Origin of the sequence: Clostridium algoriphilum, assembly GCF_020443705.1 — a bacterium.
Classification (GTDB): domain Bacteria; phylum Bacillota; class Clostridia; order Clostridiales; family Clostridiaceae; genus Clostridium_AD; species Clostridium_AD algoriphilum.
Genome location: NZ_JAIZZK010000010.1, coordinates 43,215 through 55,627 on the forward strand (window position 1 = coordinate 43,215; position 12,413 = coordinate 55,627).

General features: G+C 30.2%; 14 protein-coding genes. All 14 read left to right on the forward strand.

Going from position 1 to position 12,413, the window contains the following annotated elements; genetic code table 11:
- The first annotated feature begins 2 nt into the window (after positions 1 to 2).
- A complete protein-coding gene (gene ilvN / locus LGK95_RS09425) occupies positions 3 to 491 on the forward strand; it encodes an acetolactate synthase small subunit (protein ID WP_226124395.1) in 489 nt (162 codons plus the stop codon).
- A gap of 474 nt (positions 492 to 965) precedes the next feature.
- Positions 966 to 1,802 carry a PRD domain-containing protein gene (locus tag LGK95_RS09430; RefSeq protein ID WP_226124396.1) on the forward strand — a complete coding sequence of 279 codons (837 nt, stop codon included), beginning with the start codon at positions 966 to 968 and terminating at the stop codon, positions 1,800 to 1,802.
- 247 nt (positions 1,803 to 2,049) lie between these two features.
- Complete coding sequence (locus tag LGK95_RS09435) at positions 2,050 to 2,541, forward strand: PTS sugar transporter subunit IIA (RefSeq protein ID WP_226124398.1); 492 nt, start codon at positions 2,050 to 2,052, stop codon at positions 2,539 to 2,541.
- Between the two features lie 13 nt (positions 2,542 to 2,554).
- Positions 2,555 to 2,818, forward strand: coding sequence for an HPr family phosphocarrier protein (locus LGK95_RS09440; protein WP_226124400.1), 264 nt, complete (start codon positions 2,555 to 2,557; stop codon positions 2,816 to 2,818).
- Between the two features lie 11 nt (positions 2,819 to 2,829).
- Positions 2,830 to 4,539 (forward strand): phosphoenolpyruvate--protein phosphotransferase, encoded by a 1,710-nt coding sequence (gene ptsP, locus LGK95_RS09445; RefSeq protein ID WP_226124401.1) that lies wholly within the window; start codon positions 2,830 to 2,832, stop codon positions 4,537 to 4,539.
- A 217-nt stretch (positions 4,540 to 4,756) separates the two neighbouring features.
- Positions 4,757 to 5,962 carry a DNA polymerase Y family protein gene (locus LGK95_RS09450; RefSeq protein WP_226124403.1) on the forward strand — a complete coding sequence of 402 codons (1,206 nt, stop codon included), beginning with the start codon at positions 4,757 to 4,759 and terminating at the stop codon, positions 5,960 to 5,962.
- 117 nt (positions 5,963 to 6,079) lie between these two features.
- Positions 6,080 to 6,943 (forward strand): DUF6414 family protein, encoded by an 864-nt coding sequence (locus LGK95_RS09455; RefSeq protein WP_226124405.1) that lies wholly within the window; start codon positions 6,080 to 6,082, stop codon positions 6,941 to 6,943.
- A gap of 68 nt (positions 6,944 to 7,011) precedes the next feature.
- A complete protein-coding gene (locus LGK95_RS09460) occupies positions 7,012 to 8,346 on the forward strand; it encodes a CCA tRNA nucleotidyltransferase (RefSeq protein ID WP_226124407.1) in 1,335 nt (444 codons plus the stop codon).
- Positions 8,347 to 8,634: 288 nt separating this feature from the next.
- Positions 8,635 to 8,865, forward strand: coding sequence for a DUF1292 domain-containing protein (locus LGK95_RS09465; RefSeq protein WP_226124409.1), 231 nt, complete (start codon positions 8,635 to 8,637; stop codon positions 8,863 to 8,865).
- A gap of 67 nt (positions 8,866 to 8,932) precedes the next feature.
- Positions 8,933 to 9,109: a hypothetical protein gene (locus tag LGK95_RS09470; RefSeq protein WP_226124410.1), complete on the forward strand. Its 177-nt coding sequence runs from the start codon at positions 8,933 to 8,935 to the stop codon at positions 9,107 to 9,109.
- Positions 9,110 to 9,263: 154 nt separating this feature from the next.
- On the forward strand, positions 9,264 to 9,893 hold the full coding sequence (locus LGK95_RS09475) for an HDIG domain-containing metalloprotein (protein ID WP_226124411.1): 630 nt from the start codon (positions 9,264 to 9,266) through the stop codon (positions 9,891 to 9,893).
- A 157-nt stretch (positions 9,894 to 10,050) separates the two neighbouring features.
- Complete coding sequence (locus tag LGK95_RS09480; protein ID WP_226124412.1) at positions 10,051 to 10,920, forward strand: radical SAM protein; 870 nt, start codon at positions 10,051 to 10,053, stop codon at positions 10,918 to 10,920.
- Between the two features lie 54 nt (positions 10,921 to 10,974).
- The gene (locus LGK95_RS09485; protein ID WP_226124413.1) at positions 10,975 to 11,964 is read left to right on the forward strand and encodes a biotin--[acetyl-CoA-carboxylase] ligase; all 990 of its coding nucleotides are present in this window, start codon (positions 10,975 to 10,977) and stop codon (positions 11,962 to 11,964) included.
- A gap of 129 nt (positions 11,965 to 12,093) precedes the next feature.
- Entirely contained in the window at positions 12,094 to 12,342 is a 249-nt protein-coding gene (locus LGK95_RS09490) for a DUF1292 domain-containing protein (protein ID WP_226124414.1), read from the forward strand.
- Positions 12,343 to 12,413 lie beyond the last annotated feature (71 nt).

Consider the following 12,413-nt stretch of genomic DNA (forward strand, 5'->3'; position numbering starts at 1 on the left):
TTATGAATAGATACATTTTATCTATATTAGTTGAAAATCATTCAGGGGTTTTAAGTAAAATGGCCGGTTTATTTACACGAAGAGGATATAATATTGATAGCTTAACTGTTAGTGTTACAGATGACCCCAGTATTTCACGTACGACAATTGTTGTGAGCGGTGATGAGCAAATTATTGAGCAAATTGTAAAACAGTTAAATAAATTGATAGATGTAATAAAAATATTGGAGATATGTCCTGAAAAATCAGTTTCTAGAGAATTGGCACTTATAAAAGTAAGTGCGGAGCAAAGTACAAGGTCTCTTATTATAGAAGTGGTAAATACATTCAGAGCTAATATTGTAGAAATGAATCCTAAAAATATGATTATTGAAGTAACTGGGGATGAAGAGAAGGTATCTGCATTCGTTGAATTAATGAAACCATATGGGATTAAGGAAATTGTTCGCACAGGGCTTGCAGTACTGCAAAGACGCTCAGAAATGTATTAGCAGAAAGATGATTAACATATAAATTTGACATAAATATTCATAACCACTGTTTTTCAATAAAAATGAATAATATAATTATGTAATGGTGATTACCATAAGGAGAATGACTAAAGAAAAATATCGAGCGACTGGGTAAAAATATATTTTATCCAGTCGATTTTTTATATTGAATTATTTAGGAGGTAAGAATGTATTTCAAGACCTACTAAACATTGCTAATAATTTAGATGTTTAATGTCTATTATTAAATAATTGCACATGGAAATAAAGTTTAAGGGCAAAACAATCAGGTCATGATTTTAAATATTACAGAAAAAAAATTACATTATAAAGCAAAAAATAAAAGCTTAAGTTTCATAGAAAACATAATATTACAAAATTAGCGCGAATTATTAAACTTTTAAGAATATATTTTTAAAAAACTCTTGAATAATTGTAAAATGTATTTTAAAATATAGGAGAGGTAATTTTAACATGGATATTAATTATAAGGTATTAAAATCTCTTAGTAGTAATGTTGTTGTTTCTGAAAAGGACAATAATGTTTACATTCTTCTTGGTAAAGGGATAGGGTTTGGTAAAAAAACTGGTGAACTTATAACTAAAGCAAGTAATATAGAACAGAAGTTTATTAAAATTGACGATAATGAAAAAGATAACTATGTAGAAATCGTTAAGAATGTAGAAGGTAAAATATTAGCAGTGACTGAAGAAGTTATTTCACTAGCAGAAGATATGCTTGGCGAAAAGTTAACCTCTCGTATACATATTGGTCTGGCTGATCATATTAGTTTTGCAATGAAAAGAATGGAAGTTGGAATTGATATAATTAATCCGTTCCTAAATGAGATACAGACATTGTATCCTAATGAATATAATATAGCTGAAAAAGCATCAAAACTTATAAAAGAAAAACTAAATGTGCTTTTTCCAGAAAGTGAAATCGGTTTTATTACTCTTCATATACATTCTTCTAGAGTTAACGAAGAAGTTTCTCAAAGTCTTAAATATACTAGAATTGTTAAAGAAGTAATGGAATACATCCAAGAGTTACTTGGAATAAAGACGAATCAAAAATCAATGGAGTATGCTAGGCTAGTATCTCATTTAAGGTATGCTTTAGACAGAATAGAAAGTGATAAGGTTATGAAAAATGTAATATTGGAATCCGTTAAAACTCAAATGAGCGAAGAATTTGAAATTTCTAAAAAAGTATGTAAGTTTATATCAAAAAAACTTTTAAAGGAAGTTTGTGAAGATGAAGTAGGATATATTTCTATGCATATTCATAGATTAAAGCAATCTAACTAAAAAAGTTTATAATATTTAGGTGTGTTACTGATTAGATCAGGCATGAACCATATAAAATGCTAATATGGCATCTTATTAGTTTATGTCTTTTGTTTTTAAGAGTATTCAAAATGAATTTATTAACAATGCACAAACTAATGTTTATATAAAAGTTAAAATTCAAGGTTAAAAATGTTAATTAAGAAATTTTATGTAGCTATTAATTAGTAATTGGTAGTTACCTTACAGAGAGGCGAGGATGATAAAAATGTTTAATTTTTTCAAGAAAAACAAAGAGGAAAAGAGTATAATAATAAAGTCTCCAGTTGTTGGAAGATGTTTCGACATATCGGAAATACCTGATGAAGTTTTTTCATCTAAAATGTTAGGCAATGGTATAGGATTTGAGTCTACTGAAGGAGTACTATACGCACCAATTGATGGTGAAATTCTTCAAGTGTTCCCTACAAAACATGCCTTAATATTAAAGAGTAAAGAAGGATTAGAAATACTACTTCACATAGGTATTGATACAGTAGAGATGAAAGGTGAAGGCTTTGAATCTTTTACTGAAAAGGGACAGCAAGTTAAAGCTGGAGATAAATTATTAACTTTTGACAATAAGTTAATAAAAGCTAAAGCTAAAACTAACTTAAGTGTATTAGTTGTTACAGATAATGAAATAATAGAATCTGTTGAATTTAATTTAGGAAATGTAGAAAAAAATAACGATGTAATAATAATTAAACTAAAGAAATAGGGGTGTTAGTATTATGATGGAAAAAAAAGCAATAGTTAAAAGTGAAAGTGGAATACATGCAAGGCCAGCATTAGCAGTAGTTAAAGAGGCTTCTAAGTTTAAATCAGAAGTTCTTATTGTAAAAGATGGCAATGAGTATAATGCAAAAAGTATAGTAGCCATAATGTGTATGGCAGCCGTTAAAAATGATGAATTAATAATAAAAGCTACTGGTGCTGATGAAGAAGCAGCTACAGTTGCTATGGTTAAAATTATTGAACAAGGACTTTTAAAATAGGAGGAATGTATATGTTAAAAGCAATTGGTGCATCACTTGGAATAGCGATAGGTAGGGCATTAGTTATTAGGGAAGAAGCCGTAGAAATAAATGAGAGCAAGGTTAAGGATTCAAAGATTGAATTAGATAGGTTTAATAATGCATTGCAAGAATCAATTACTCAGCTTCAAAAAGTAGTTGAAGGTGTAAAAGAAAAACTTGGAGATGAAAAGGCAGAGATATTCGAAGCACATTTATGTATGCTCGAGGATCCTGAATTTATAGGTTCTATTCAAAAGAAAATTGAAAACGATAAATTCAACGCTGAATATGCACTACAAACCGTAGCACAGGAGACAGCAGCTATATTCGAACAAATGGAAAATGAATATATGACTGAGAGAGCAGCTGATATCAGAGATGTAAGCAAAAGAGTGTTAAATGTACTAATGGGAATAAAAGTAGCTTCAATTGCAGATATTCAAGAAGAATGTATAATAGTTGCAAAGGACCTTACTCCATCAGACACAGCACAAATTGATAAAGCTAAAGTTTTAGCTTTTGTAACTGAAATAGGAGGTAAAACTGCTCATACCTCAATTATTGCACGTTCTTTAGAGTTGCCTGCAGTTGTAGGGGCAGGTAAGGGTATACGTGAAATTAAAGACGGAGACTTAATTGTTGTTGATGGAGAAGAAGGTATAGTTATCATTAATCCAGACAAAGCGACTTTAAAAGATTATGAAAAACGCCGAGAAGACTTCATCGAAGCTAAACATCAGCTACTTAAATATGCAACTATGAAATCTACTACGGTGGATGGCAAGTCAGTAGAACTCGCTGCAAATATAGGATCGGCCGAAGACTTAGAATCTGTTTTAAAAAATGGAGCAGAAGCTATAGGATTATTTAGAACAGAGTTTTTATATATGTCAAAGGATGCACTTCCAACAGAGGAAGAACAGTATAACGAGTACAAGTCAGTTGTAGAAAAGATGGATGGAAAACCTGTTATTATAAGAACCTTAGATATTGGTGGAGATAAGAAACTAAATTATTTACCAATGGACGAGGAAATGAATCCATTTTTAGGCTATAGGGCTATAAGACTTTGTCTTGATAGAACAGACATATTTATAACTCAATTAAGGGCTTTAGTAAGAGCATCTGCACATGGAAAGCTTAAAATCATGTTTCCTATGATATGTAATATTCAAGAATTAAGAACGGCTAAAAAAATACTCGAGCAGTGTAAAACTGAATTAAAATCTGAAGGAGTAGTATTTGATGAAAAACTAGAAGTAGGTATAATGATAGAAATACCATCTGCTGCAATAATATCAGATATATTAGCAAAAGAGGTAGACTTCTTCAGCATTGGTACTAATGATTTAATCCAATATACTACAGCAGTAGATAGAATGAATGAGAAAATATCATATTTATATGATTTTTATCACCCAGCTGTTTTAAGACTAATTAAAACTGTTATAGATAATGGACACAAGGCTGGAATAACAGTAAATATGTGTGGTGAAATGGCAGGAGATACAAATCTTATTCCTGTACTACTTGGATTTGGACTGGATGAATTCAGCATGAGTGCTTCTTCAATATTAAGAGCACGTAAAACTATTACAAATTCGAGCTTTGAAGAGTGCAAAAAACTGTCAGTACCTGTATTATCATTTGGAGATGCAGATGAAATAAAGGGATATATAAAAACTAGTTTTAAGGCATAATACTCATGTAAATGGATAATGCTTATGCTAACTTATACGGTACATTAAAAATGTTTTTCAAAGCAATCTATTCTTTAATTAAGGATAGGTTGCTTTTTTGCAGTGAAATTATATATAATATATTTATGTGTAAAATATTAGTTATAATTGGCTCAATATAGGCAAAATACTGTCGTAAGATTTTATTGAATTATTTTTATATAAAGGATGAGATTAGATGGTTAAAAATAAAGAAAAACTTATATTTCATATAGATGTTAACTCAGCATTTCTTTCTTGGACTGCTACTGATAAACTTCTGCAAGGCTCAGATATTGATTTAAGGAATATAGCAGCTGTAATAGGTGGGGATGAAGAGTCACGAAGAGGAGTAGTTCTTGCGAAATCTATGATAGCTAAGAAAAGTGGAATAATAACAGGAGAGAGTTTATTTAGTGCTAGAAAAAAATGTAGCAATCTTGTAGTAGTATCACCAGATTTTAGATTATACCAAAGATGTAGCAGTGATATGAGAAAAATTTTTGGAGACTATACACCTTATGTGGAGAATTTCTCAATAGATGAGTCTTTTTTAGATGTTACAAGTTATAACACTTCAAAAGAAGCCGCATTAAAGTTAGCCTATGATATTAGTGGCAGGATAAAGAAAGAATTAGGTTTTACAGTAAATATAGGCATGTCAGATGTTAAACTTTTATCTAAGATGGCATCCGATTTTGAGAAACCTGATAAAGTGCATACGCTTTATAAAAATGAAATTAAGAAGAAGTTGTGGCATCTACCAGTTGGAGAACTTTTCATGGTTGGAAGAAGAACTGTTCCAAGGCTTAATAATTTAAATGTATTTACCATAGGGGATTTAGCTCAGTACGATGTTAAGTTTTTAGAATACCACTTTAAAAGCAGTGGGCATATGATGTGGGAATATGCGAATGGTATAGACAATTCAAGGGTAAGATTTCATAAACGTGAACTAAAAGGGATAAATAATTCAATTACTCTATCTGAAGATATAAAAAATAAAAATGAAGCGTACAAAGTATTAATAGAGTTGGTAGAGCACACATCTACTAGACTAAGGAATATAAAGAAGTGTTGCTACTCTATATCAATAACTATAAGAAATCAGGAATTTATTGATTACTCTAAAAGTATAACTTTAAAAAGTGCAACAGATTTAACGCAGGAAATAGTAAAGACAGTAAAAAAACTATTTGATGAATTATGGAAGGGAGAGCCAATAAGATTATTGGGTGTTTCTCTTAATAATTTATGTGAGAGTAATTTTAAACAAATATCCATATTTGATGTTGATAATTTATACGTTGAAAAGAAAAGAGCTATAGACAAAACTATAGATGATTTGAGGCTCAAGTATGGCAAAACTATAGTTATAAAATCTGTATTACTAAAAGATAAATAGTGTACTTAACTGGCAGGATTAAAATTTATGATAAGTAGTTGTTCTAAATTATTTTAAATTAGTATAAGATAGGTAAGAAGTATAATTTAAGATACTTTATTGGAGGTATATGTAAATATGGATAATAGAGCACTAATACCTTTATATACTAATGGAGATATGATAAACAATTTATATACAGTTGTAATTGAGGAATTTGCCGAAATAAAAAGCGAAAGTACTAGAAAGCTATTGACCGTTAGTGCAATTACACCCTTATATGAGGCCACTTGTGGTAAAATAATGCAAGGTGACTTAAATGTTCAACTTCTAAATGAATTCACTTCACAGAAAATTGAAGAAAGGGTTTCAATCGTAATAACAATTTTGTCAAGATTAAAAAACATGCTAAATGAGCAAAGCATGCTAAAAGTCATAACAAATGAGAACGATGTAGCAAATATAAAGGAATTTGATTTTGTTCAGTTTACTGGAGAATTGTATAAAAATCCAGTTTTAGAGTATATAGAAGATATAATTAGAGTCATGGAAATGCAATTAGCATTTTCACCGGAGCCCTTAGAAAACGGCGATGAAACTCAAGAACATAAAGTTAAAAGGCAAGTTTTAAAAGTTTTAAAAGACGGTATGGAATGCTGCAGAGCGGAGAAATGTATCAAGTTTATTAGTGGTACTATAGCAAATAGCAATACAAAAGTTATAGTGCCATTAGAGATAAAACATATGGCAGATAATTTAGACTATGTTGAAGGTGCTAGGATTACTGTTCTTGGTAAAGTGACAAGAGTCCCAAATGGAAATCAAATTACTAACAATAATATGCTCAGTGGAACCTACTTTGATTATTTGAATGAGGAGTATTTTAAAGAATTTAAAAATAGATTTCTAAAGGACACAGCCCTAATTAGAGATTATGATTCAAATAATCTAGTAATTGATGGACCTGTAATTGAAATTATACCTATAGCAATGTACATTTAATCTATGGCCTTTCAATAAACAGCTAAGAATAATTGTAATAATAAACAAAATGCAATATTGGAGGATATATGTTTATACCAAATGATGTAAAAACAATATTAAATACTTTAAAAAACAATGGATATGAATCTTATATAGTTGGCGGGAGTATACGTGATTTTGAAATTGGATTATCTTTGCCTAAAGATTATGATATAACCACTAATGCATTACCAGAAGAAATAATTTCACTCTTTAAAAAAACGGTGCCTACAGGCATAAAGCACGGAACTGTTACTGTTATAATAAATGGAGATGGATATGAAGTTACAACCTACAGAATAGATGGTGAATATCTAGACAATAGAAGACCGGAGCATGTAACTTTTGTTTCGAGTTTAAAAGAAGACTTGGCAAGACGAGATTTTACTATAAATGCTTTAGCTTTTAATGAGGATGATGGTCTTGTAGATTATTTTGGTGGTGTAAAAGATTTAGAAAATAAAATAATTAGAGCCGTGGGTGAGCCTAACAAAAGGTTTAAAGAAGATGCTCTAAGAATGCTTAGGGCTATTCGTTTTTCAGCTAGGCTTAATTTCAATATAGAAGAAAAAACGCTGAAAGCTATAAAAGCTAATTGTAAACTTATATCAAATGTAAGTAATGAAAGAATTAGAGATGAATTATGTAAGATGCTAGTATCCCATAATACTACAAGTGCCTTAGATTTACTTAAAGATACTAAACTATTAGAGTATATATTACCGGAACTTCAAATAGCAGTAGGATTTAACCAACAAAATCCACATCATGATAAAGATATATTTAAACATATTCTAGCAGTTGTTGAAAAATGCCCACCAGAGCTTAATTTGAGAGTAGCAGGGTTATTACATGATATAGCTAAACCGGAATGTTTTACTATTGACACGCAAGGAATAGGACATTTTTATGGGCATGATAAAAAGGGAGTTGTACTATCCGAGAAAATATTAAGAAGGCTTAAATTTGATAATAAAAGTATTAGAGACATTAAAATTTTAGTGAAAGAGCATATGAATGTACTTACAAAACCAACAGATGCTTCTGTAAAACGCCTTATTAATAGAGTTGGTGCTGATTTAATTTTTGACCTTTTTGCATTGCAAAGAGCAGATGCTTTAGGTTCACGTTTTAACGAGAGTCGCATAAGCGAGATTGATAGAGTAGAAGAAAAGACAATACAAATTATAGCATCTAAAGTTCCTTTATCTGTAAAAGACCTTGCAGTAAACGGTAAAGATTTAATAAAACAATTTTCTATGAAACCAGGGGAAGAAATAGGTGATATGCTTAAATTTCTTTTAGTAAAAGTATTAGAAGATCCAAAACTTAACATCAAAGAAGAACTTTTAGCCATTATTTATGAAAAATATATAAAATAATTAATCGATTAGTTCCTATGTTCCCTCAGACTTAAAGTCTGGGGGGATTTTTGTGCTATGTTATTATAAGAATTTAGTATAAAACATTTACTTAGGTAAAAGATAATAAGGTACGTTAAACAAATAAGAGGCAAGTATGTGAAATCATTTTAATCAGAGCGAGGATGCAGATTTTGAATTTAGAAATAACTATACACAAAATCTGATGGCTGCGTATGAGACAAAACAAAGTAGCATACTTATTTCGTATTTATTTGGAAGTGCTTAAGTGAGAGGAGATATGTATATATGGAAACAAATCAGATAATTACTGTACTAAACGAAAATGGTCAGAAAGTAGATTTAGAATTAATTGAGGCCATTAAGTTGGATGGAAATCAATATGTTATAGTAGGTCCAAAAGATTCAGATGAGGCATATGCTTACAAATCAGTTGTAGTTAATGGTGAAACAGAATACTTATCAATTGGTCAGGGAGAAGAGTTTAAAAAAGTGTTAAAGAAGTTTAGCGAGAATTAATACTGCGGAGCCACAGAAAATATTTTAGTAAGTATATTTATATAATAAGTAATTAGGAGGTTTTTATATGATGGATCGGGAGCAAGCTAGTAAGGAAAATAGGCGCGATTATATTAAGAAAGGCAATAGAACACAAAATGGAGTATCTAAAAATCAAATTATTCAAACTATTGAGGAAAGTGCATATAATGACAGTGTTCTTAAAACTAATAAAAGCGAGTATTATGGAACTAAGTCCGAATAACTACTAAAACGTAACTTAACAAAAGGGGCAAGTGGTTGTTACCTAAACTATGTTAGTATATAGTTTAGGTAAGTATAGCTTGCTCTTTTTGTCATAATAAAAAAGTGAGGTAAATATAAAAACAATAAATTAATAAAAAGAAAGGAATCAATATATGGAGAAAATTTTTGAAGAAATTGAAAGACATCTAATGGAAGACGAGAGTCCATCTGTTTATTTTAATGAAATGATAAATAAACAAGGGATATTTACAAATTATCCATTTACATTATTAAGCTGCTTAGTAGACACCCCGCAATCTCCACAGTATCATCCAGAAGGAAATGTATGGAAACACACAATGTTAGTTGTAGATAATGCAGCAAAAGTAAAAAAACTAAGTCAAAATGCGAGAGCATTTATGTGGGGCGCATTATTACATGATTTAGGGAAAACACCTACTACAAAAATTAAAAAAGGGAAAATAACATCTTATGATCATGACAAGGTTGGTGCAGAACTTAGTAGAAAATTCCTTGAAGCAATTACAGATGATAAGGAATTAATTAACCAGGTTATAGCTTTGGTTAGGTGGCATATGCAACCTCTCTTTGTGATAAAAAACTTACCTTTTGGAGATATGAAAAGAATGGTAGCTGAAATATATTTTAAAGAAATTGCTTTATTATCTCAGTGTGATAGACTTGGAAGAGGTGGAATCAGTGAGAGTAAAATTAAAGAGGAGAAGGAAAGTATTAAACATTTTATTCGCACGTGTGAGAAGTACTTGTCAATCTCTAAATAATTTACATACACTTTAATGTGAAATTTAAGCTAGATTAATAACAATAGTATAAAAGGTTTTATTTTTATAGGAAAACCTATGGTATACTGATAATGTATATAACTAAAAATATTCATCGAATATATTCATCAAATTTATAAAATTGGAGATGATTACAGTGAGATATGAAGGAACGGTATATAGACCACCTAGTGAGGCCTATAGTCTTATAGTGCAAGTCACAATAGGATGCTCACATAATGGGTGTAGCTTTTGTGGTATGTACAAAGATAAGAAGTTTAGAGTACGTAATTTAGAAGAAATTATGGAAGATTTGGAGCAGGCAAAATTAGACTATGGGGTAGTTAAAAAAATATTTCTAGCTGATGGGGATGCTTTAGTCCTTGAAACTAGTAAATTAAAAGCAATTCTATTAAAAATAAGAGAATTATTTCCTGATTGTAAAAGAGTAGGTATTTATGCTACTCCGAATGATATTATAAGAAAATCTCTAGATGAGCTTCGTGAACTTAGAGATTGTGGTTTAGGTATTTTGTATCTAGGTGTTGAATCCGGAAGTAATGAAATATTAAAAAGTATAAATAAGGGTGTAACTGCGCAAAATTTGATTCTGGCAGGGCGTAAGGTAAAAGAAAGTGGAATAAAATTATCTACTACCTTAATATCAGGTATAGGCGGCAAAGAAAAAATCAGTGAAAATGCAATCGAATCCGCAAAACTAATAAGTGCTATAAATCCAGATTATGTAGGATTTTTAACTTTAATGTTAGAGCCTGGAACACCAATATATAAAGACATACAAAATGGTGTATTTAAGTTATTAACTCCAAAAGAAATAATGTATGAGTTAAGAGAATTCTTGCAAAATGTAGAGGTTACTAATTGCATTTTTAGAAGTAATCATGCTTCAAATTATATGTCACTTGCTGGAACATTACCAGGAGACAAAGCTCAGTTATTAAATGACATTGACCTTGCTCTAAATGGCAAACATAAGTATAAGCAAGAAGAAAATAGAAGATTATAGGGTAATAAACTATCTTACTTAGAAACTTGTAAAACAAGAAAAGGTGTGGATGTTATGAAGGGAAAAATTATTAAGCTACTTAAAGATAGTGGAAATGATTTTGTGTCTGGTCAAAAAATTAGTGAAGCTTTAGGAGTTAGCCGTGCAGCTATATGGAAACATATAAATGTAATTAAAGAAGATGGCTATGAAATAGAAGCAATTTCAAGAAAAGGTTATAGAATAATCTCATCTCCGGATATACTTACATTTGAAGAGATTAGAAGTTATCTATTTACAGAATGTATTGGTAAAAACATTATATATTATGATTCTATAGGTTCAACTAACTCTAAAGCTAAGGAATTAGCCGAAATTGGGCAAGAACATGGCACAGTTGTAATAAGTGAAGAACAAACTACAGGACGTGGAAGGCTTGGACGGAATTTTATATCACCCAAATATAAGGGCATATGGATGTCGATAATACTTAGGCCGGACATTATTACAGAAAACATATCACAAATAACTTTACTTGGAGCAGCTGCTGTTCAAAGTGCTATTATGAAAATGGGAATTAAGACTAGTATTAAGTGGCCGAATGATATAATACTCAATAGTAAAAAGGTATGTGGCATATTAACAGAAATGAGTGGAGAAATAAATCATATTAATTATCTAGTTATGGGAATTGGTATAAATGTAAACTTGGAAGAGGAAGATATACCACATGAATTAAAAGATGTGGCTACGTCTATTAAGCTTGAGAGTGGTAGATATATGGAGAGAAAAATTTTGATTGCTAATATATTAAACATTTTTGAAAAGCTGTATATTGAGTATGTAAAAAACGATAATATAAATGAAACTATAGAGATATGTAGGAAAAACTCCAATCTTATAGGAAAAGAAATTCAGCTAATTAATAGAGGAAAAGTAACAACAGCGAGAGCTATAGATATAAGTGACAAAGGAGAATTAGTTATTGAAAATAGCCAAGGGATAATAGAATATGTTGTTTCGGGGGAAGTCTCTGTAAGAGGAATTTATGGATATAATAAATAGGCTAATTTATAAAATTTCTAAATTATAAGGAGCATACGGTTAGAGAATAATATGATCGAAATCCATATTTTTATATAGACATATTAGCCGAATTAACGGTATAATGTGATTATTACGTTTGAAAGGGGAATGGACATGGAAGAAAATAAAATTATATCAATGGTAGATGAAGATGGCGAAAAAGTTGATTTTGAATTAATTGAAATCATTGAATTAGATGAAAATAGATATGCTTTATTAGCTCCAATTGGAGAAGAAGATGATGCTTTTGTTTATAAAATAGAAATAGTAGACGGAAAAGAACAATATATTTCGGTAGAAGATGAAGAAGAATTCGCAAAGGTATTAGAAAAATACGAATCGACTTTTGAACAGTAAATAATAGACCAGTAAACCATTAAGGTTTATTGGTTTTTCGTTACGAATAGGATAATTTTTTTATATAAAAT